The 20,901-nt window shown below is 71.1% G+C and carries 17 protein-coding genes; 8 read left to right on the top strand and 9 right to left on the bottom strand.

The annotated features are described in order from the left end of the window. Positions 1-3 precede the first annotated feature (3 nt). Positions 4-228 carry a response regulator gene (locus AC3WLB_RS12630; RefSeq protein WP_492506456.1) on the bottom strand — a complete coding sequence of 75 codons (225 nt, stop codon included), beginning with the start codon at positions 226-228 and terminating at the stop codon, positions 4-6. Between the two features lie 60 nt (positions 229-288). Then, complete coding sequence (locus tag AC3WLB_RS12635) at positions 289-1,314, bottom strand: aldo/keto reductase (RefSeq protein WP_492506458.1); 1,026 nt, start codon at positions 1,312-1,314, stop codon at positions 289-291. Between the two features lie 134 nt (positions 1,315-1,448). Here AC3WLB_RS12635 and AC3WLB_RS12640 point away from each other — a divergent pair, with 134 nt between their 5' ends. Continuing rightward, positions 1,449-2,018, top strand: coding sequence for a TetR/AcrR family transcriptional regulator (locus AC3WLB_RS12640; RefSeq protein WP_492506460.1), 570 nt, complete (start codon positions 1,449-1,451; stop codon positions 2,016-2,018). Here the strand turns inward: AC3WLB_RS12640 and AC3WLB_RS12645 are convergent. The 4 genes from AC3WLB_RS12645 to AC3WLB_RS12660 all read right to left on the bottom strand — a co-directional run bounded on the left by AC3WLB_RS12645 (position 2,015) and on the right by AC3WLB_RS12660 (position 6,859). After that, positions 2,015-2,365: a hypothetical protein gene (locus AC3WLB_RS12645; RefSeq protein WP_022895725.1), complete on the bottom strand. Its 351-nt coding sequence runs from the start codon at positions 2,363-2,365 to the stop codon at positions 2,015-2,017. The genes AC3WLB_RS12640 and AC3WLB_RS12645 overlap by 4 nt on opposite strands. A 27-nt stretch (positions 2,366-2,392) precedes the next feature. Beyond that, entirely contained in the window at positions 2,393-3,496 is a 1,104-nt protein-coding gene (purM, locus tag AC3WLB_RS12650; protein WP_492506463.1) for a phosphoribosylformylglycinamidine cyclo-ligase, read from the bottom strand. A gap of 84 nt (positions 3,497-3,580) precedes the next feature. After that, complete coding sequence (locus AC3WLB_RS12655) at positions 3,581-5,938, bottom strand: cell wall-binding repeat-containing protein (protein ID WP_492506465.1); 2,358 nt, start codon at positions 5,936-5,938, stop codon at positions 3,581-3,583. Positions 5,939-6,064: 126 nt separating this feature from the next. Continuing rightward, positions 6,065-6,859 carry an SDR family NAD(P)-dependent oxidoreductase gene (locus AC3WLB_RS12660; RefSeq protein ID WP_492506467.1) on the bottom strand — a complete coding sequence of 265 codons (795 nt, stop codon included), beginning with the start codon at positions 6,857-6,859 and terminating at the stop codon, positions 6,065-6,067. Between the two features lie 104 nt (positions 6,860-6,963). Here AC3WLB_RS12660 and AC3WLB_RS12665 point away from each other — a divergent pair, with 104 nt between their 5' ends. Together AC3WLB_RS12665 and AC3WLB_RS12670 are read left to right on the top strand one after the other, a co-directional pair. After that, on the top strand, positions 6,964-7,722 hold the full coding sequence (locus AC3WLB_RS12665; RefSeq protein ID WP_492506469.1) for a DUF3800 domain-containing protein: 759 nt from the start codon (positions 6,964-6,966) through the stop codon (positions 7,720-7,722). 182 nt (positions 7,723-7,904) lie between these two features. After that, positions 7,905-11,423: an ATP-binding protein gene (locus tag AC3WLB_RS12670; RefSeq protein WP_492506471.1), complete on the top strand. Its 3,519-nt coding sequence runs from the start codon at positions 7,905-7,907 to the stop codon at positions 11,421-11,423. An 80-nt stretch (positions 11,424-11,503) separates the two neighbouring features. On the opposite strand, the gene AC3WLB_RS12675 is transcribed toward AC3WLB_RS12670, so the two are convergent. Further along, the gene (locus tag AC3WLB_RS12675; protein ID WP_492506473.1) at positions 11,504-12,889 is read right to left on the bottom strand and encodes an FAD-binding oxidoreductase; all 1,386 of its coding nucleotides are present in this window, start codon (positions 12,887-12,889) and stop codon (positions 11,504-11,506) included. A 54-nt stretch (positions 12,890-12,943) separates the two neighbouring features. Beyond that, positions 12,944-14,467: a S1C family serine protease gene (locus AC3WLB_RS12680; RefSeq protein WP_492506475.1), complete on the bottom strand. Its 1,524-nt coding sequence runs from the start codon at positions 14,465-14,467 to the stop codon at positions 12,944-12,946. Between the two features lie 133 nt (positions 14,468-14,600). On the opposite strand from AC3WLB_RS12680, the gene purF reads away from it, so the two are divergent. The 5 genes from purF (at position 14,601) to AC3WLB_RS12705 (ending at position 20,259) form a co-directional block, all read left to right on the top strand. Beyond that, positions 14,601-16,058: an amidophosphoribosyltransferase gene (purF, locus tag AC3WLB_RS12685; protein WP_492506477.1), complete on the top strand. Its 1,458-nt coding sequence runs from the start codon at positions 14,601-14,603 to the stop codon at positions 16,056-16,058. 234 nt (positions 16,059-16,292) lie between these two features. Next, positions 16,293-17,642 (top strand): HNH endonuclease signature motif containing protein, encoded by a 1,350-nt coding sequence (locus AC3WLB_RS12690; protein ID WP_492506479.1) that lies wholly within the window; start codon positions 16,293-16,295, stop codon positions 17,640-17,642. Positions 17,643-18,013: 371 nt separating this feature from the next. Beyond that, positions 18,014-18,481 carry an NUDIX hydrolase gene (locus tag AC3WLB_RS12695; protein WP_492506481.1) on the top strand — a complete coding sequence of 156 codons (468 nt, stop codon included), beginning with the start codon at positions 18,014-18,016 and terminating at the stop codon, positions 18,479-18,481. 94 nt (positions 18,482-18,575) lie between these two features. Next, positions 18,576-18,998 carry a YciI family protein gene (locus AC3WLB_RS12700; protein WP_492506483.1) on the top strand — a complete coding sequence of 141 codons (423 nt, stop codon included), beginning with the start codon at positions 18,576-18,578 and terminating at the stop codon, positions 18,996-18,998. Between the two features lie 34 nt (positions 18,999-19,032). Beyond that, entirely contained in the window at positions 19,033-20,259 is a 1,227-nt protein-coding gene (locus AC3WLB_RS12705) for an RNA polymerase sigma factor (protein ID WP_492506780.1), read from the top strand. A 33-nt stretch (positions 20,260-20,292) separates the two neighbouring features. On the opposite strand, the gene AC3WLB_RS12710 is transcribed toward AC3WLB_RS12705, so the two are convergent. Then, complete coding sequence (locus AC3WLB_RS12710) at positions 20,293-20,802, bottom strand: mycothiol transferase (RefSeq protein WP_492506485.1); 510 nt, start codon at positions 20,800-20,802, stop codon at positions 20,293-20,295. Between the last annotated feature and the right edge of the window lie 99 nt (positions 20,803-20,901).

Consider the following 20,901-nt stretch of genomic DNA (forward strand, 5'->3'; position numbering starts at 1 on the left):
TCGTCAGTGCTCGTCGTACTTGCCCTCGACGAGGATCTCGGAGACCTCGGTGAACCGGTACTGCGCGGTGGCCGGCCCCTCGGAGCCATCCAACTCCGATACGAGGCGGTAGACGAGCTGTCCTTCGCTGTACGGCAGGACGAGTTCTTCGGGAGCGCCGTCGTCGAGCGGGATGGTCTGGTCGTCGAGCGGTCCGCCCGACAGGTGCGCAAGAGCTGGAGTGGTCATTCCCCCAGGCTACCCGCCCGGCTCAACGCCGGAAAGCGCCCGGCGGGGACCTTGGTCCCGTCAGGCGGCGGAACGGTCCGCTGCTGGCCGCCGACGCAGCGCGGGATCGCCCACCTCCGGCCCGCGGTACACCATGTCCATCGACCCGATGCTCTCTCCCGGCGGCACGATGGCGTCGATCCGGTCGAGGATGTCGTCCGAGAGCGAGACCTCGGAACCGGCGAGCGTGTCCTCCAGCTGCGCCATGGTGCGAGGCCCCGCGATCGCCGAGGTCACGCCCGGATGCGCGATCGCGAACGCCATGGCCAGGTGGGACAGCTGCAGCCCGGACTCGTCCGCCAGTTCGATCAGCTGCTCGACCGCCGCGAGCCGACGCTCGTCGCGGAAGTGGTTCATGCCCGTGCGCGTCGCCCGGAACACGTCGTTCTCGCCGCCGGCACGGTACCGACCCGTGAGGGTCCCGCCCGCGAGCGGGCTGTAAACCAGGGTGCCCATGCCGTAACGCTCGGCCACGGGCAGGATCTCCCGCTCGATCTCCCGGTCGAGGATGGAGTAGTTCGGCTGTTCGGTGCGGAACCGTTCGAAGCCGCGCCGCTCCGACATCCACTGCGCCTCGACGATCTCCGAGCCCCGCATGGACGACGACCCGATCGCGCGCACCTTCCCCTGCCGCACCAGGTCGGTCAGCGCCGACAGGGTCTCTTCGATGTCGGTGTCGGGGTCGGGCCGGTGCAGCTGGTAGAGGTCGATGTAGTCGGTCTGCAGGTTGCGCAGCGAGCGTTCGACCGCCGCCATGATCCACCGGCGCGACGCCCCTCGGTGGTTGATGTCGTCGTCGACCGGCCCCCAGAACTTGGTGGCGAGCACGACATCGTCGCGCCGGCCTTTCAGCGCCTCGCCGACGACGTTCTCGGAGTCGCCGTAGCGATCGGCGGTGTCGATGAAGTTGATGCCCCCGTCGAGCGCGCGGTGGATGATGCGGACGGCCTCGGCGCGGTCGGAGTTGCCGAACTGCCCGAGCATCATGGCGCCGAGGGCGAACGGGGTGACCTTGATGCCGGTGCGGCCGAGAGTGCGGTACTGCATGGTGTCTCCTTCGGGAGATCGTCTAGGATGAGATGAACCGGAACACCATTCCGGAAAGTCTGACGGCTAACCGGAACACTGTTCCGCTATCTGTCACCATACACGGAACAGTGTTCCGGTTCAAGGATCGACCCATGAGCACGCCCCCCGACACCCGCGCCCCTCGCACGCGGCGCGCCGACGCCCGGCAGAACCTCGACGCGCTGGTGGAGGCCGCGAAGGCGGTGTTCGCCGAATCGGGCGTCGACGCCCCGATCCGGAGCATCGCCGAACGCGCCGGCGTCGGGGTGGGCACCCTCTACCGGCACTTCCCGCAGCGCTCCGACCTCATCTCGGCCGTCTTCCGGCGCGAGATGGATGCCTGCGTCGACGCCGCCGACGAGCTCGCGGCCGCGCATCCGCCCGGCGAAGCACTCGACCTCTGGGTGCTCCGCTACACCGAGTTCGTCGCCACGAAGCGCGGGCTGTCGGCGGCCCTGCACAGCGGCGATCCGGCCTACGAGCCGCTGGCCGGCTACTTCTCGACGCGCCTCGCGCCGGCGTTCAGCAACCTGCTGGAGGCGGCACGCGCCGCCGGCGAGCGCATCGCGCCGGTCGACCCCGAGGAGTTCCTCGGGGCGGTCGCCGATCTCTGCCACAGCCGCGCGGGCATGGATCGCGCCGAGCGCATGGTGCGCCTTCTGCTCGCGGGTCTCCGCGCCTAGCGCTTCGGCGCCTCCGCCGCGACGTGCATCAGCGCGCACTCCGCGAAGGGGAGCCACTGGTCGGCCTCGGCGAGCGGGATGCTCACCCAATCCTTGAAGGGCCGCCCCTTGCCCGAAGGGTCGAAGAGCTCGGCCCCCGGCACCCTCAGCGCCCCCTCGTGCTCAGCCGAGCCCGCGCCGAGCTTGAATCCGACGCTGTCGCCGTTCAGGCAGGCGAACATGGTTCCGGCGCGGGTGAGGATGGGCCGGCCCATCATGCGCGAACGCTCGATCGCCGGGTCACCGAGTTCGGCGATCAGCAGGTCCCAGCGTTCCAGCGCCTCTTGCGAGTTGCGTGGTGCGGCCATCCTTGCGTCCTCCCGCCTCGCGGCCGGTCAGCGGGCCGCGTACTCCCCCACGAGCCGCACGGCGCCGCCGTCGACTCCCTTGGCGCCCTGCTCGAAGCCCTCGAACGATCGCGCGGCGGTCGAGACCACGCCGACCGGCCAGGCCGGGATGCCCTCCGCCTCGATCGCGGCGGCCACCGCGCCCGCGGCCTCGGCGGCCACGACCGCGAAGAATCCGATCCCGAGGTTCCAGGTCGCCTCGCTGCTCTCCAGCGTCGACCCGGCGAGCGCCGACAGCACCCGGAACACGGGCGACGGCGACCAGGTCGAGCGGTCGACCTCCACCCACGAGCCGCGCGGCAGCACGCGCGCGAGGTTCGCCGCGATGCCGCCGCCCGTCACGTGCGAGAGGGAGTGGATGGCGCCGGCCAACGCGGGCTCGCCGAGCACGCGCACCAGCGGGCCGGTGTAGAGCCGGGTGGGCTCGAGCAGCACCTCGCCCACCACGCCGCCGAAGTCGGCCGCGTAGGACGAGTAGCCGAGTCCGGCATCGGCGAGGATCTTACGCACCAGCGAGAATCCGTTCGAATGGAGCCCGGAGGAGCCGAGCGCCAGCACCACGTCGCCCTCGCGCACCCGCTCGGCGCCGAGCACGGCGTCGGCCTCCACGGCCCCGACTGCGGCCCCCGCCACGTCGTAGTCGTCCGCGCCCATGAGTCCCGGGTGCTCCGCGGTCTCCCCGCCGACGAGCGCCGTGCCGGTCTCGGCGCAGGCCCGGGCGATGCCCGCGACGATCGTCGCGATGCGCTCGGGAACAACCCGTCCGCAGGCGATGTAGTCGGTCATGAACAGCGGCTTCGCGCCCACCACCACGATGTCGTCGACCACCATGCCCACGAGGTCCTGCCCGATGGTGTCGTGCTTGTCGAGCGCCTGCGCGATGGCGATCTTGGTGCCGACGCCGTCGGTCGACGTTGCGAGCAGCGGATGCCGGTACGCGGCCAGCGCCGACGCGTCGAACAGCCCCGCGAAGCCGCCCACCCCGCCCAGCACCTCGGGCCCGTGGGTGCGCTGCACCGCCGCCTTCATCAGCTCGACCGCGCGGTCGCCCGCCTCGGTGTCGACTCCGGCGGCGGCGTAACTGTTGCTCATGCGTCTATTGTCGCGGACGCGGGGCGGATGCGCCGACTCGGCCCACGCATCCGCCCCCCGTGCTATACACAGCAGGGCCCAGGGTCACCAGGCGCAGGGCGTCAGGTTCTCGACCGCCGGGTTCAGCGAGTTCGGGCCGCCGAGCAGCACCACGTTCGTGGCACCGAGCGACGTGACCGCCTTGAGCACCCCACGGGGGACGCACTCGGTGGGCACCACGTAGAGCGGAGCATCCGAGTTGCCGGCCAGCACACCGCCCGCGAGGGCGTCGGGGAAGTTGTAGCCCGTGGCCAGGTAGACCGTGTTCGCGCTGCTGAACGCCTGAGCGTTCAGGGCGATCGAGGCCTGGAACCGGTCGGCTCCGGCCACCCGGTCGACCGTGGCCGGGATGCCGGTGCGCAGCGAGTTCTCGACGGCGGCAGAAACCGAGTTCACGCCGCCGACGACGGTGAGCGACGAGGTGTCGAGCGCCTTGAACAGGTCGATCGTGGGCTTGTCGGCCGCGGGAGCGCCACCGTTCACGAGCACCACCGGCTGCAGCTTCGAGCCGGCCGCCCCGCCCGCCGAGAGGGCGTCGGGGAAGGTGCCGCCGGTGGCCACATAGGCGTGCGCGGCGTCACCGAAGGCGTAGTCGACGACGGCGCGGCTGGCCGAGTAGCGATCGGCGCCGGTGAGACGCAGCACCTCGGCGTCGGGCACCAGGCTCTGGAGACCGGCGAGCACCGAGTTGTTGATGGAGTTGGGGCCACCGACCACGACGATGCGCTCGGGCGAGAGCGACTGGATCTTCGCGGCCACCGCATCCGGGATGGCGTCGGTGAGGGTGAGCAGCAGCGGCCCGTCCTGCTTCACGGCGGCGGGGCCGGCGCTCAGGGCATCCGGGTAGTTGTAGCCGGTCGCCACGTAGACCACGGGCGCGGTGCCCGGGTAGAGCTGGTTCGCCACCTGCACAGCCACGTCGAAGCGGGTCGCGCCCGAGATGCGGGAGACGGCGGGAGCATCCGCCACCTGGAAGCTGCCCGAGACGGTGCCGGAGGTCTGGATGCCCGACCCGTAGCTGGCGTACATGCTGAAGCTGTGCGCGCCCTTGCCGAGACCGGCGGTGGCCGGAGCCGACCAGGTGCCGTTCGACGCGACGGGGAGCAGCGACTCCTCGCCGCCGTCGATGCTGAGGTGCACGGTGTAGCGCTTGCCCCCGCCGAGCACGGTGCCGGTCGCCGCGGTCCCGCTGTAGACGGGCACGCCGCCGAGCGAGGCGCTGTCCGGCTTCGCGACGGTCACGAGCGGCTCCCAGTCGGGGTGCACGTCGAGGGCGTCCTCCCAGGCCGAGTCGATCGGGAACAGGCCCGTGATCTGATTCTGCTCGCCGCAGCTGTTCTGGTAGCTGCCGAACGAGACCACGCCGAGGGCGTAGCTGCCCGAGATCACCGATCCGCCGCTGTCGCCGCCGAGGGCGCACATGTTGGAGACGAAGGAGTTGATGTTGTGACCGTCGACGGTGAAGGCCTCGTCGACCGCCTGCACCGAGCCGCAGGTCCAGCCCGTCGTGCGGCCGGACTTGCAGATGCTCTGCCCCACGATGGCGCGGGTGTAGTCACGCACCGCGACCGGGGTGCCGGAGGTCACCGAACCGTTGTTGTTGTTCCAGGTGCCGACGACGGGCTTCGGGGTGTTCGAGAGCTCGTTCCAGAACAGGCTGGTGTCGTAGTAGTTGCCGAAGTAGACCGAGCCGGGCGTCGGATGCCCGAGCGCTTCACCGGGCGCGCTCGGGTCCTGGTTCGGGCGCGACTGGTTGAGGAAGTAGGCCTCGCCGCCATCGAAGGTGCCCGGCTCCACGCAGTGGCCGGCCGTGAGGAACTGCGAGGAGTGCGACGAACGGTCGAGGCCGTTGAAGCCCACCGAGCAGTAGTAGAGCCACTGGCTGTCGTAGGTGTAGAAGCCCTGGCCGCCCACGAGGTCGCGGAGCGGACGCACGTCGTGGCTGTCGTCGGCGAGCCGGCGCTCGGCCGGAGCGAGCGACTCGCCACCCACCTCGGCGGTGGCGCCGACCGCTTCGACGGCCGCGACATCCGCATCCGTCGCCACGTTCACGACGAGCTCGGTGCCGTCGACGCGTGACGAGAGCACATCGACCCCGTCGGCCGTGAGCTCGTCGACGACGTCGACCGCGGTGGCCGCAGCATCCGCTTCGGCGTAGTACTGCTCGGGCGTGATGCCGAGGTCGTTCTGCAACGCGGCGGCGAGCTCGGGTGGCGTGGTGGCGGCCTGCTCGGCGTACAGCTCGACCGAGTAGTCGCCCATCACGACGCGGCCGTCGCCGGAGTCGGGGGTGGGCGTCTCCTCCGCGCCGGCGGAGAGCGGGGCGGCGAGCAGGGCGGCGACGACGAGGGCGACGGATGCGATTCCCGCGACGAGGCGGGAGGGGCGCAGGGGTAGGGACACGGGTGGCCTCTCGATCGGGTGACCGAGAGCGCGGGTGCCTCCCGAGAGTCGACGTCGGCTGCGACGCCGGAGTCCCCCCGGGCTCGGATCGCTACATCATAAGCACAACACCTGTCGAGGGAGCAATCACGGCACGATCGAGTCGACGTACCCGCCGTCGACGCGCAGCGCTCCGCCCGTGGTCGCGCTCGCGAACGGCGACGCGAGGTAGGTGACCAGGTTGGCGATCTCGGCGGGCTCGATCAGGCGCTGGATGAGTGACTGCGGCCGGTGCAGGCGCATGAACTCGCGCTGTGCCTGCTCCCACGGCAGCTCGCGGTCGACCAGCTGGTAGACGAACTCCTCCACCCCCTCGGTATGGGTGGGGCCGGCGATGACCGAGTTGACGGTGACGCCCGATCCGGCCGCGGCCTTGGCGAAGCCGCGGGAGACGCCGAGCAGTGCCGTCTTCGAGACGCCGTAGTGGATCATCTCGGCCGGCGTCACGATGGCCGAGTCGCTCGCGATGTACTGGATGCGCCCCCAGCCGCGCTCCATCATGCCCGGCAGGTAGGCGCGGGTCAGCCGCACCGCGCTCAGCACGTTGACCTCGAAGAAGCGCCGCCACTCCGCGTCATCGATCTCGAGCGCGGGCTGCGCGCCGAAGATGCCGAGGTTGTTCACCAGGATGTCGACGTGGGGCAGCGCTGCCACGAGGTGGGCGGTCTCGGTCTCGTCGGAGAGGTCACCCACCGCCCGCGTGATGCGGGACGTGGGATGCGCCTCAAGGATCGCGATGCGGGCGCGCTCGACGCTCTCGGCCGAACGCCCGTTCACCGCCACCTCCGCACCCGCGGCCGCGAGCTGTTTGGCGATGGCGAGGCCGATGCCCTGGGTCGATCCGGTGACGAGGGCCAGCTTGCCCGTGAGGTCGATCTGCATGCCCTCAGGCTAGGACGAGTGCCGCTCTGTCGCACGCGGGTGACTTGTCCACAGACCAGGCGAGGCCGATTGCGACGAATCATCATCTTCGGCAGTCTGCGGTGATGTATCTGTGTTACGTCGACGATTCGGGCGATCCCGCGAGAGGAGTGACTTTCTCAGCGCTGCTGATTGCTGAAGTTTCCTGGGCCGGAGTGCTCGAGAAATGGCTGGTAGCCCGGCGCGACCTCCAGCGGCAGTTCGGTGTCGACACGAAGCGTGAATTACACGCGAGCGAGTTGTTCAAGGGGCGAGGCAGGTACAGCGACACATCAGACGGAGAACCCGGGTTCGGATCGGCGCAGCGTGCCGCGACCGGGCGTATCGCCTTGACCGCGCTGGCCAGACATCCGGAACTCGTTGTGGTGACCATCGCAATGAGCGAGCGGTCCAAGCCGAAGGCGTACGGCGAGTTCATCACGTGGCTCGATCGCTGGGCGGAGCAGGAAGACACCTACGTGCTCGTCTTCTACGACGGGCAACAGGGCTTGGAACACCCGGGAATCACGCCAACGCCGGAACACCGGCAAGAGCTCTGGGAGTCGGCCGTGCGGGACTCCGCTCCCTACCGCGAAGTGCACCGCGCCCTGCCGATCTCGTCGAGGCGGATCATCGAGGACATCATCATGCAAGACAGTCGCTACAGCCAGCTCATCCAGGCTGCCGACCTGATCGCGTATGGCGCCTACCAACGTCATGTTCAGGATCACCCTGAGATCTGGGGACGCGACAAGAAGCCAGTCGCTGCGGCGATCCTCGCCTACATGAAGCTGAGGCAACACTGGCTCCCCGGGTCGGAGAACGGGATCTTCTGGCTGGGCTAACGCAAGAACCCCCAGCGCTGCCGGGGGTTCGCGTGGTGCAAGGCCCCTCGGATGCTCTCCAAGAGCACATGGGGTCTTGCTGCCACTATCGTACGCCTCCCCCAGGCGGGCCGGGACGGGCATCCGTCTCCCCCAGATTCTGGGGATTGGCGGGAGGGTGCGCGGGCCGCACAATGAGAGGCGTGCGGTACCGCCTGCTGGGCCCGCTCGAGGTGTCGAGCGGCGAGACGATGCTCGACCTCGGCGCGCCCAAGCAGCGCGCGGTGCTGGCCGTTCTGCTGGTGAACCGCGGCACGGTGGTGTCGGTGGATGCGCTGGTCGACGCTGTCTGGGGCGACGATCCGCCCTCGAGCGTGGCAGCCAGCCTGCAGGCCTACGTGTCGAACCTCCGGCGTGTGCTGCGCGACGAGACGACCGCCGCCTCGCCGATCGTGCGGCGGGCGCCGGGCTACGTGCTCGACGTCGACGCGGCGCAGGTCGACCGCGAGGAGTTCGGGCGCCTGCTGGCCACGGCGCGCGAGGCGGCCGCGGCGGGCTCGTGGCAGAAGACCGTGGAAGCCGCGAGGCAGGCGTCGGCCCTCTGGCGCGGGCCGGTGCTGGCCGACTTCACCGACGAGGCGTGGGCGCTGACCGAGCGCAACCGGCTCGAACTGCAGCGGGCGGAGTGCCGCGAACACCTGCTGACCGCACTGCTCGCGATCGGCCGGCCTGAGGCCGCGCTCTCCGTCGCCGATGAGCTGTTCCGCACCGACCCTCTCCGCGAACGCGGAGTCTGGCTGCTCATGCTCGCCCTCACGCGGGCCGGCCGGCCGGTGGATGCGCTGGAGCTGTACCGCAGCACGGCCGCGGCCCTCGACCACGAACTCGGACTGGTGCCCGGGGCCGCACTCCGCGAGCTGCACACCGCGGTGCTTCGCGACGAGGCGTGGGTCGCGACCTGGCCCGCCGCGGCGCCGGTGGCGGCGGGCGATGAGGCACGCGACCGGGCGGGCGGCATGCGTGCCGATCCGGCGCGGCCCGACGCTGAACGCTCCGCGCCGGTCGAGGCACCGCCGGCGGGTGGAGGGGAACCGGCATCCGTCGGCCCAGGTGGCGCTGCCTCGGCCGCAACCGCCGCCTCAGGCGCGACCGCTGCCTCCGGCGCAGCCGCGCAGCCGGCGGGTCGCGGCAGCGATTACGTGGGTCGCGAGACCGAACTGCACGCCATCGACGGCGTGCTCGGCTCGCTCACCTCGACGCGCTGGCTCGTGCTCACCGGCCCGGCCGGGATCGGCAAGACCCGGCTGGCCGAAGAGGCGGTGCGGGTGGGCTGGGGTGACCGCCCGGTGCTGCGCACCGCCTGCCCCGAAGACGCCGGGACCCCGCCGTGGTGGCCGGTGCGCGCCATCGTGCGCGGGCTCGGCGCCGACCCCGACGCCGTGCTCACCCCGCCCGCCGAGGTCGACGCCGACTCGGCGCGCTTCGCGGTCTACGAGCGGCTCGACCGGCTGCTGCGCGACTCCGCCCGCGGGGGGCTCGCGATCGTGCTCGACGACGTGCAGTGGGCCGACACCAGCACCTTCCGCTGGCTGACCCACCTGGCGTCGTCGGTACACGACCTGCCGCTCGTCCTGCTCTGCACGGTGCGCAGCGGAGTCGAGACGCCCGAACTCGACCTGCTCCTCGCCACTCTGGCCCGCCATCAGGGCGCGCGCCAGCTCACCGTGCCGCCGCTCGCCGTGGCCGAGATCGCCGCCCTCGCCGGCCGGGTGAGCGGGGATCGCGTCGACGCCAGCGAGGCGCTCGAGCTGGCCGGGCAGACCGGAGGCAACCCCTTCCTCGTCACCGAGTATGCGCGCGTCCCCCGCTCCGAGCGGTCGGCTGCCGGGGTGCCGGTCGCTGTGAGCTCGGTGCTGGGGCGACGGCTCGCCGCCATCGACGCCGACGTGCTGCAGGTTCTCCGCACCGCGGCCGTGGCGGGCGACGCACTCGACATCGATCTGCTCTGCGCCGTCGCCCGGCTCTCCCGCGACGAACTGGCCGACCTGCTCGACGAGGCCGCCGACGCGGAGCTCATCGTGCTCGCTCCCGGCACCACCACCTATATCTTCGCCCACGGCCTGCTGCGCGACGAGGTGCTCGCGGGCATCAGCGCCACCCGCCGGCAGCGGCTGCACGCCCGCATCGCCGAGGCGCTGCGGCAGCACGGCGGGGACGACTGGATCGCCCGGCGGGCGGTGAACCTGCTGGCCGCGCATCCGTTCGTCGACCCCGCCGACGTCGTGGCCGGCTGCCGCGACGCCGCCCTCGACGCCGAGGAGCGCTGGAACTCGGAGGCAGCGGCGGGCTGGTGGGGCGAAGCGCTCCGCGCCTGGGAGTGGCTGCCGGCGCTCCGGCGGGTGGAGTCGGAGCGGGACGACCTGCTCGTCTCCCGCGTCGCAGCACTCGCCCGCGCCGGACGCCGGCAGACAGTGCTCGACGTCGTCGACGCCGCGCTGCTCGACGCCGTGCGCGAGGGGCGCACGAACTCGGCGGGCCGGCTCGCGTCGACCCTGCTGCGCACCGCGGGGTCGTGGCCGTGGATCTACAGCGATCACCCCGACCGGCTGCTCGCCCGGTTGACCGCGATCGAGTCGCTCGTGGCGGCCGATCCCCGTGCCCACGTCAGTGTGCTCGCCGCGCTCGCGGTCGGCAGCTACTACGAGGCCGACGCCGGCGTGCCCGATCGGCTGAGCCGGCGCGCGATCGAGATCGCGGAGGCGCTCGGCGACGACGACGCGCTCGCCGATGCGCTGCTCGGCCGTGCGCTCGCCTTCACAGCGGTGCCGAGCCACCGCGAGGAGCAACTCGGCCTGATCGCACGCCTGCGCGCCCTGCCGCACTCCTCCGAGCGCATCGACGCCGTCATCTGCACGGCGCTGCTGCACCTCTGCTACGCCATGACGGGCGACCGCGAGCGGGTCGCGGAGCTGATCCGGGAGGGCACCGCGGGCAGCGACGCGTTGCGCCTGCCAGTCACCCGCATGCAGATGCGCTGGTCGGAGGGCGAGCTCGCGCTCTGGCAGGGCGAACTCGACCGGGCGGAGGCGCTGTACGACGTCGCCATCCAGCTGCAGACCGAGACCGAGATGTACACCACCGGCGTCTACGACATCGCCATGCTGCTGCTCCGCTGGGAGCAGGGCCGGCTCGACGAGTTCGACGCCGCGCCCATGGACAACGCCGAAGCGCTGCCCTGGGCCTCGGCCGCGTTGCGCTACCGCCACGACCCCGACGAGGGCGACCGGATGCTCGGAGCCGTGCTCGCCCGGCCCACCGGCGAATTCTGGACCACGCTCGGCGAGCAGGCCTTCCTGGCGCACCAGCTGGCCGACGCCGGGCGGCCCCGGCACGCCGCCGCACTGTTCGAACGAATGGAGCCGTTCGACGGGACAGTCGCCATCTTCGGGCAGATCGGCGGCGCGGGCCCGGTGAGCCTGGCCCTGGCTCGCCTGGATGCTCTGCTCGGCCGCCCGGCTGACGCGCGTCGCCGGGTGGCCGCCGCCCGGGCGTTGGCGGAGCGCCACGGCGGCCGGGGTGCGCTGCTGCGGTGCCGGCTGCTGGAGGCCGAGCTCGACGACGCGCCCGCCGCGGAGTGGACCGCCCTCGAGCGGGACGCCGTCGCCCTCGGCATGCACGGCGTCGCGCGTCGCGCCGCGGCCGGCGCCCGCGCCCGCGCATAACCCGCCCCACGCAGAGCACTGCCCCACCCCCGTCGTGCGGGAGTGGGGCAGTGGGGGCCCGCGGCGCGGCGGCGCGAGCGCTACTCCGCGGCCGCGAGCACCGGGCGACCCGCGGCGATCACGCCGCGCGGATCGAACGCCGCGATGAGCGTCGCGAGCCGGGTCAGGGTCGACTCGCCGTAGACGCGGCGGAGGTGCGCGGCATCGTCGGCCGGAGCGAAGTTCGGCAGCTGCCGCCCCGTCGCCCACGGGTTGAGCGCGGCGTGGATGGCCTGCCCGTCCGCGATCGACTCGGCCACCTCCGGTCCCGCGGCGATCCCGACCGTGAGCAGCGTGTAGGCGGCGTCGATCGGCCCGACGGCGCTCTCGTGCACGGCCGGCTCGGCGAGCGCGCCGCCCAGCAGACGCAGCTCGGTGATGATCTGCCGGCTCGGCGCATCCGCCCCTGCCACCGCGAGAAGGGCGTCGACCGCCTCACCGGGAAGCGCCCGCAGCAGACTGAACTCCTCGTGGCTCGGCATGGGGTCGACCGGGTCGGAGTGGATCATGCCGATCGCGGCATACGGCATGACGCCGACCCCGCCGAAGATGGGGGTGGCCACGCCCGCGATGCCGGCGACGGCCTGCTCCACCTCGGCCGGGTCGCCCGTCCACGCGAAGCGCACCGAGACGGTCTGCTTGCCGGCGATCGGCGCGGGGATGGTCGGCAGCTCGGGCAGCCGGTTGATGGCGAGAGAGGTGGTGGCTCGGCGGTCGAGGCCCGGGCACCACTCGGCCCAGGCGCGCACCACGCGCTCGGTGTCCTCGGCCGCGAAGAACAGGGCCCCGCCGTAGATCGTGGGCTGGCGCACCAGATCGATCTCCACGGCCGTCACGATGCCGAGGCTGCCCTTGCCACCGCGCAGCCCCCAGTAGAGCGACGGATTCTCGTCGGCACTGGCGCGGCGCAGCTCACCGTCGCCGGTCACCACCTCGAAGGCGCGCACGGTGTCCGACGCCAGGCCGTAGCTGCGGGCGACCGGGCCGAGACCCCCACCCGTGAGGTAGCCCACCGCCCCGACGTCGGGCGCGGAGCCCACGAGCGGCGCGAGGCCGAAGGGCGCCGCGGCGTCGAGCACGCGGTCCCATTTCACGCCGGCGCCGATGCGGGCCCAGCCCTCCGCGTGCACGGTGAGCTCATCGAGCCGGCCGGTGTGCACGAGGAGCTGGCCGTCGAGGTCGCCGGATGCGCCGTGCCCGGTGGCCCGCACCGCGACGGCGATGCCGGCCCGGTTGGCGAAGCGGACCGCGGCCACCACGTCGGCGGCGTGCGCCACCTCGGCCACGGCGGCGGCGCGAGCAGGAATCGACACGTTCCACGGGGTGGCGAGACGGGCGTGGTCGGGGGTTCCGGGCAGGTGCAGCGGGCCGGTGAGGCTCGCGGCGAGCTCGTCGAAGGTGCCTTCGGTGAGAACGGGGATGGTCATTGCTTTTCTCCTTGAGAGGGGATGTGTCCGGGTGATGGAGGGGTGCGTTACGGCTCAGAAGGCCGCGATGAAGCTGCCGACGATGCGGTCGATGGCGGCGAGGTCGGCGTCGGTGTTGGCCTGCACGTTGACGGTGATGACGTACGAACCGTCGTCGGCCAGGGCTGCGAGGGTCACGTACTTCGCGCCGACACCGCCGCAGCCGTCGAAGATCTCGTACCGGCCGGTGTGGTAGCCGTCGGCGTAGTCCTCGACGCCCTCGGCCGTGCAGCCCTGCGAGTTGAGGAAGTCGATCGAGGGCTGCATCAGACCCTCGACGGTCGAGGTGGCCACGGCGTCCTGCGACGCGGCGATCACGACGCCCGGGGTGCTCCAGCCGGTGTTGAAGGCGTTGACGTCGGGGCTCGCCACGATGGCGGCCCACTGCGCACCCGAGCCGTCGGTGAACGGCGCGCCGTCGACATCCGACCACGAACTCGGCACCTCCACCTGGATGATGTCGTTGTCGTCGGTGATGGTGGTGTAGTCGCCGTCGGCGGTCGAGCCGCCCTGGGCGATCTGCTGCACGGCCTCGAGCGGCGTGCCGTTCACCTGGCCGTCGTAATACACACCCTCGCTGGGCCGGAACACCTCGATGTCGATCGTGGCGTCGCTGCCCTGGGTGCGCAGCACGTCGCAGTAGTCCGACATGGTGCCATCGGTCGCGAGCGTCACCCCGGCCATCCGCGTGATGAGATCGCCGGGCTGGATGCCTGCCGCATCGGCCGGGGAACCGGCCACCACCGACGACGCCCAGACACCGAGCCCGTTGCCCTCGTCGTCGGTGAGCGCCTCGGCGTTCACCCCGATGCTGTCGTGGTCGACGCCCTGCTCGAGGTCGTCGAGCACGGCCAGCACCTGGTCGCGGTGGATGGCGAGGTTGGTGTCGTAGAGATCGTTGCCGGCGTAGTTCACGCCGAGCACACGCCCGGCGGAATCGACGAGCGGGCCGCCCGAGTTGCCGGGGCGGATGCGCGCGTCGTGTTCGATGACGCTGTCGATCGACGCCCACGGGGTCTCACCGGTGGTGGAGGACTTCGACACGATGCCCTTCGTCTCGGTGAAGGTGGGGTCGCCGAGCGGGAAGCCGGCGGCGTAGACATCCGTCGCCGTCTCGATCTCGCCCTCGCGCCAGTCGAAGTAGGGGTAGTCGCCCTGCTGCAGCTGGATGACCGCGAGGTCCATGCACTCCGACGACCCGAGCACCTTCGCGTTGAGGGTCTTCGCGGTGTCGCCGCCGAGCCACACCTTGAGGGTGCCGGCGCCCGCCACCACGTGGTTGTTGGTGACGACGAGTCCGTCGGGCGAGATGACGAAGCCCGAGCCGCGGCCGGCGGCCTCGTAGCCGCCCTCCTCGGGCGAGACGAAGGTGCCGACCGACTCGATCTGCACGGTGGCCGACTGCACCCCCTCGAAGTCGACGGCGCCCGAGGCGTCGGCGGGCGGCGTGCCCGGGAGGGAGAACGAGCAGCCCGTGAGCGCGAGCGCGCTGCCGAGGGCCAGAAGGGAAGCGGCGGCGGCCGCTGACCGGGTGGACATGGGAAAGACTCCTTGCTGAGACGGATGCGCCGCGATGGCGGCCGAGACCACGATTCCGGGAGACGGTTGGCGGGTTCTTGGCGCCGCTTGGCGACCGGCTTGGGAAGCGCTTGGGCACGGTAGAATCGATGCAATGTGCGGCATCGTGGGCATCGTCTCCTCAGACCCGGTCAACCAACTCGTCTACGACTCGCTTCTGCTGCTGCAGCACCGCGGCCAGGACTCGACCGGCATCGCGACCGCCGAGGGCAGCGTCTTCCACATCGTGAAGGCCAAGGGGCAGGTGCGCGAGGCGTTCCGCACGCGTGACATGCGCTCGCTGCTCGGCACGATGGGCCTCGGGCACGTGCGCTACGCCACCCAGGGTTCGGCGTCGCAGGAGCAGGAGGCGCAGCCGTTCTACGTGAACGCGCCCTACGGCATCATCCTCGTGCACAACGGCAATCTCACGAACACGCGCGAGCTGACGAACGAGCTCTACAACATCGACCGCCGGCACCTCAACACGAACTCCGACACCGAGGTGCTGCTGAACGTCTTCGCCAACGAGCTGCAGTCGCAGATCACCGGTCTCTCGCTCGACCCGGAGCAGATCTTCACCGCCGTCTCGGCGGTGCACGAACGCGTGGAGGGGTCGTATGCGGCGATCGCGATGATCGCCGGGCACGGCTTGCTCGCGTTCCGCGACCCGTTCGGCATCCGGCCGCTCACCATCGGCCAGCGGCTGCTCGAGAACGGGCAGATGGAGTACGTCGTCGCATCCGAGTCGCTCGTCATGGAGAGCCTCGGCTACGACGTGGTGCGCGACGTCGCGCCGGGCGAGGCCGTGTTCATCACGCTCGACGGCGAGCTCATCGCGAAGCAGTGCGCGCCGGAGCACCGGCTCGTGCCGTGCTCGTTCGAGTACGTCTACCTGGCTCGCCCCGACTCGGTGCTCTCGGGCATCTCGGTCTACGAGGCACGGCTGCGGCTCGGCAACTACCTGGCCGACACGGTGGCGCGCTACACGCCGATGGGCGACATCGACGTGGTGATGCCGATTCCGGATTCGTCACGGCCGGCCGCGATGCAGGTCGCGCAGAAGCTCGGGGTCGAGTACCGCGAGGGGTTCTACAAGAACCGCTACGTGGGGCGCACCTTCATCATGCCCGGGCAGGCAGCACGCAAGAAGTCGGTGCGGCAGAAGCTCAACGCGATGTCGACCGAGTTCAAGGGCAAGAACATCCTCATCGTCGACGACTCGATCGTGCGCGGCACGACCTCGAAGGAGATCGTCGACATGGCGCGGGCCGCCGGGGCGAACAAGGTCACGTTCGCGTCGGCCGCGCCGCCCGTCCGGTTCCCGCACGTGTACGGCATCAACATGCCGTCGCGGCACGAGCTGGTGGCGCACGACCGCAAGATCCCCGAGATCGCGGCGGCCATCGGCGCCGACCACCTCATCTACCAGGAGGTCGCCGACATGCAGGCGGCGATCACCCAAGGCTCGGACGTGACCGAGCTCGAGATGAGCTGCTTCACCGGCGAGTACGTGACGGGCACGGTCTCCCCCGAGTACCTCGCCTGGGTGGAGCGCAACCAGCTCTCGTAGCCGGGGCTGCCGCGCGAGCTGCGCTCGCTTGCCGAAGATGGATGCGAGACAGACACAGAAATAGCCGCTTCCGTCCCAGCCATCCGCGGCTGGTCCGCGGTGGTGACGGATGCACGGGACACGACCCGAACCGGACCACCAGTCCGACCCGACCGGAATTCCATCTTTGGCGCGCGCGAAGCGTGCGCCACCCGGGCAGCCTCAATGTCAGTGGCTCCTGATTGAATTATTCTCATGAAGGTTCGGTTCGGAGACCACGACACGACAGTCGAGACACTCGACACGCGTCTGGATGCCGTCATCGACCACGTCCTCGCCATCCGCCGCCATCAGGCAAGTCTGGATGCCGACATGGCCCGGGGTCTCGCTGAAGCCGCCCGCCTCGCCGACGACCGAGCAGCTGCCGACCGGGCCGCACTCGACCCCGAACCCGGCGGGCGCCTGGGCGCGGTGACCACGGCAGAGGCGAGGGCGAGGCACCGGCAACTCGTCGCCACCGAGATCGCCACCGCGACCCGCCAATCCGAACGCACCGTGGCGCGGATGATGAACGACGCCGAGTCCCTCGCTCACCACTACCCGGCCACGCTCACCGCACTCACCGAGGGGCAGGTGACGATGCAGCACGCCCGCCACCTGATCGGCCACGCCGACACGGTGCCCACCGAGGCGCGACCGGCGTTCGAAGCCCAACTGCTCGCGATCGCCCGCACCGAGACGGCATACCGCTTCGACGACAAAGCCCGCCGCCTCCGCGAAACCGCCCACCCCGAATCCATCACCCTCCGCACCGAGCAGGCCCGCGAACTGCGGGGCGTGTTCATGGCACCGGAATGCGACGGCATGGCCACTCTCACCGCCAACCTCCCCGCGGTCGAAGCGATCGCCATCGATGACCTCCTCGACAAGATCGCCCGCGCCGAACGCTCACCAGATGACCCACGCACCCACCAGCAACGCCGCGCCGACGCCCTCACCCGCATGATGCTCACCCCCGACAACCCCGCCAAACCCACGTCGATCACGGCATCCGTCATCATCACCGCTCCAGCAGCCACCATCGCAGGCGTGTCAGAGGAACCAGGCCAACTACACGGCTACGGCCCCATCGACCCCGACACCACCCGGCAGATCGCAGCAACCGCTCCCACATTCCTCCGCACCCTGACCCACCCGGTCACCGGACAACCGACCATGATCACCCGGCACTGGGGCCGCGCGGCCGCCGACAACCTCCACCCCCCAGCTCGCGACCGATACAGCGCCGCACCCGAACTACGGCTCGTCCTCGCCACCATCGACGAAACCTGCCGCTTCCCGAACTGCAACCGCCGCGCCAACAGGTGCGAACTCGACCACACACACGACTGGGCCCACGGCGGCGAAACCACCGCCGCGAACCTCGCCTACCTCTGCTCCCGCCACCACCACCTCAAACACGAAACCGGATGGACCGTCAAAACCCACCCCAACCAACCACGACACCTCAACTGGACCAGCCCCCACGGCCGCAAACACACCACCACACCACCCCACACCCCAACCCAACACCGCCCCCCACTCCCCGACGAACCACCCTTCTGACACTCCCCGGGCGACCTAGCGCGCCTGCGCAACCACAACCCCGCGTGCCAGCACTCGGCCGCGCCTAAGCTGCCAGGCGCGGGTTCGATGCCCATGAAGGAGGGGGGGAGGTGCGATGCCCGCGAAGGGGGCGGGCCACGGGTGCAGTGCCCGCGCAGCGCAGGTGACGAGGCGCGCGTGCGCGCTTCGCGAAGGAGGCGGGCGCGGGCGGCGCTCGCGGAGCTGGCGGGTGCAAGCTGCGCTCACGGAGGCGGTGGGGCGCCACGGCACCACCCGCAGAGGCCATCCGCGGCGCAAACGCACCACGGGAGCGGCCGACGACGACCCCGAGACACCCGCGGGTTCACGAGCGGGGCGGATAGGCTCGGGGCATGCCTACGCCTGAGTTCGTGCTGGAGTTGCGGGAGAAGATCGGGCACGCGCCTCTGTGGCTGACCGGCATCACCGCCGTCGTGACGCGCGGCGACGACCTGCTGCTCGTGCGCCGCAGCGACACCGGGGCGTGGACGCCCGTCACCGGCATCGTCGACCCCGGCGAGGAGCCCGCGGTGGCCGCAGCCCGCGAGGTGCTGGAGGAGGCCGACGTGGTGGCGCATCCGGTGCACCTCGCCTGGGTGCACACCATCCCCATGGTCACGTACCCCAACGGCGACCAGTCGCAGTACCTCGACCTCACCTTCCACCTGCGCTACGAGTCGGGCGAGCCGCACCCGGCCGACGGTGAGAACACCGCTGCGCGCTGGTTCGCACCCCACGAACTGCCGCCGATGTCGGACGACATGAGAGCGCGCATCCGCCACGCCCTCGACGAGGAGCGCGCCGCCCGCTTCGAATTCTGAAAATCTTCGGGGGCGATGTCGATCCAGGGCGCTCCCGTTCGACGCACAAGCAGAAGGGGCCATCGAGGGCCCCGTCGAACCGAGGAGAGACACCATGAAGTACATGCTCATCATGCGCACCACCGCCGAAGCCGTCGAGGCCAGCGCGTCGATGGACTTCGAGGAGATCATCAACGCGATGGGCGCCTACAACGAGTCGATGATCAAGGCCGGCGTGCTGATCGGCGGCGACGGGCTGACGGATGCGAAGGAGGGCTTCGTGGTCGACTTCAGCTCCCAGCCTCCCGTCGTCACCGACGGCCCCTACGGCGAGGTGCACGAGCTGTTCAACGGCTTCTGGATTCTCGAGGTCTCGTCGCGCGAAGAGGCTGCGGAGTGGGCAGGTCGGGCACCGCTCGGCCCCGGCTCGAAGCTCGAGGTGCGGCGCATCACCGACCAGAGCGACTTCGAGGACTTCGCCGACAACGAGTACATCAAGAAGGAGAAGGAGTGGCGGGGTGAGGGCGCCATCGGCTGACGCCGGCGCTGACGCTGACACCGGCGCCGACCGCATCCGCCGCACCGTCGACGCGGTCTGGCGCATCGAGAGCGCACGCATCGTCGCCACCCTCGCGAAGTCGACCGGAGACTTCTCCTGGGCCGAAGACCTCGCCCAGGAGGCCGTCGCCGACGCGCTCGTGCAGTGGGCCCGCGACGGTGTGCCGCAGAACCCGGGCGCGTGGCTCACCGCGGTCGCCAAGCGCAAGGCCATCGACGGCTGGCGACGGCGCGAACGCCTCGACGACCGCTACCGGGCGCTCGCCCATGACCTGACGGAGGCGGCGGCGACGGATGCCCGCAACCCCGACCTCCTCGACGACGACGTGCTTCGGCTCGTCTTCACCGCCTGCCACCCCGTGCTGAGCCGCGAGGCGCAGATCGCATTGACCCTGCGAGTGGTGGGCGGGCTCAGCACCGAGGAGATCGCGCGGTTGTTCCTCGTTCCGGTCGCCACCGTGCAGCAGCGGATCGTGCGGGCCAAGAAGACGCTGGCCGCCGCCAAGGCTCCGTTCGAGACACCCGACCCGAGCGAGTGGGCGGCGCGGCTGGGGTCGGTGTTGGGGGTGGTGTACCTCATCTTCACCGAGGGGTACGCCGCGACATCCGGCGACCGATGGATGCGCCCGGAGCTCGCGCAGGAAGCGCTGCGCCTGGGACGAGTGGTCGCAGGTCTCCTGCCGCGCGAAGCCGAGGCCCAGGCGCTGGTGGCGCTGATGGAGTTGCAGGCCTCGCGGTTCGGCGCTCGCACGGCATCCGACGGCAGCCCGGTGCTGCTCGCCGACCAGGATCGCGCCCGCTGGGATCGCGCCCAGATCGGGCGCGGCGTCGCCGCCCTGGCGCGGGCGGACGAGCTCGGCCGCGGGCGCGGTCCGTTCGCGCTGCAGGCGGCGATCGCCGAGTGTCATGCGGTGGCGCCCTCGGTCGAGGAGACCGATTGGGAACGCATCGTCGTGCTCTACGAGGCACTCGGGCGGCTCGCGCCGAACCCGGTGGTGGAGCTCAACCGGGCGGTGGCGGTGTCGATGGCGGTGGGGCCCGCATCAGGGCTGCGCATCGTCGACGAGCTGAGCGCATCCGGGGCGCTGCGCGGTTCGCACCTGGTGCCGAGCGTGCGCGGCGAGCTGCTCGCGCGCCTCGGCCGGAGCGACGAGGCCCGCGCGGAGCTGCTCACCGCGGCGCAGCTCACCGCCAACGCCCGCGAGCGCGACGTGCTGCTCGCGAAGGCCGCGCGCGCGTAGCCTCAGCCCGCAGCCCGGTGCGCCGAGCGTGCGTCAGAGCCCCAGGAGCCCTCGCACGTAGGAGGCCTGGCCGGCGTGCTGCAGGTCGTCGGAGATCACGCTGACCAGGCGCACCGCGAGGGTGACGGGCGGGTTCCAGTTCGTGTCGACCACTCGGTCGAGATCGGTGTCGTCGAGCGTGCGCAGGTAGGCGACCGTCGCGGCGTACACCGCCTCGTGGTACCCGACGAGCTGCTCGGCCGAGATGCCGGCCACCTGCCCGACCTCCGCCGGCGACTGTGCGTACCCCGTCGCATCCGCATCGAACGGCAGCCCGAATCGGTCGAACCAGCCGTCGCTCGTCCAGACCTGCTCGGTGCCCGCGACCTCGGCGACATGGTCGTCCTGCACCCGGGTGAGGTGCCACACCAGCCACGCGATCGAGTTCGCGTCCGGTCCCGGCCGCGCCGCCAGGTCGTCATCGCTCAGCCCCCGCACGGCTCGCCGCACGGTGTCCCGGATGCGCGTGAAGGCGTCTTCGAGGAGTTCACTCGTGGTGGTCATGCACTCGGTCTTACTCTTCGCTTCCGTGGCACGCAACCGAGGCGGTGCGCCTGGGATGCTCAGTCTCATACAGGCGCTTCCGATGCGAACGTCGTAATC

Source organism: Herbiconiux sp. FW305-C-125, from assembly GCF_058783455.1.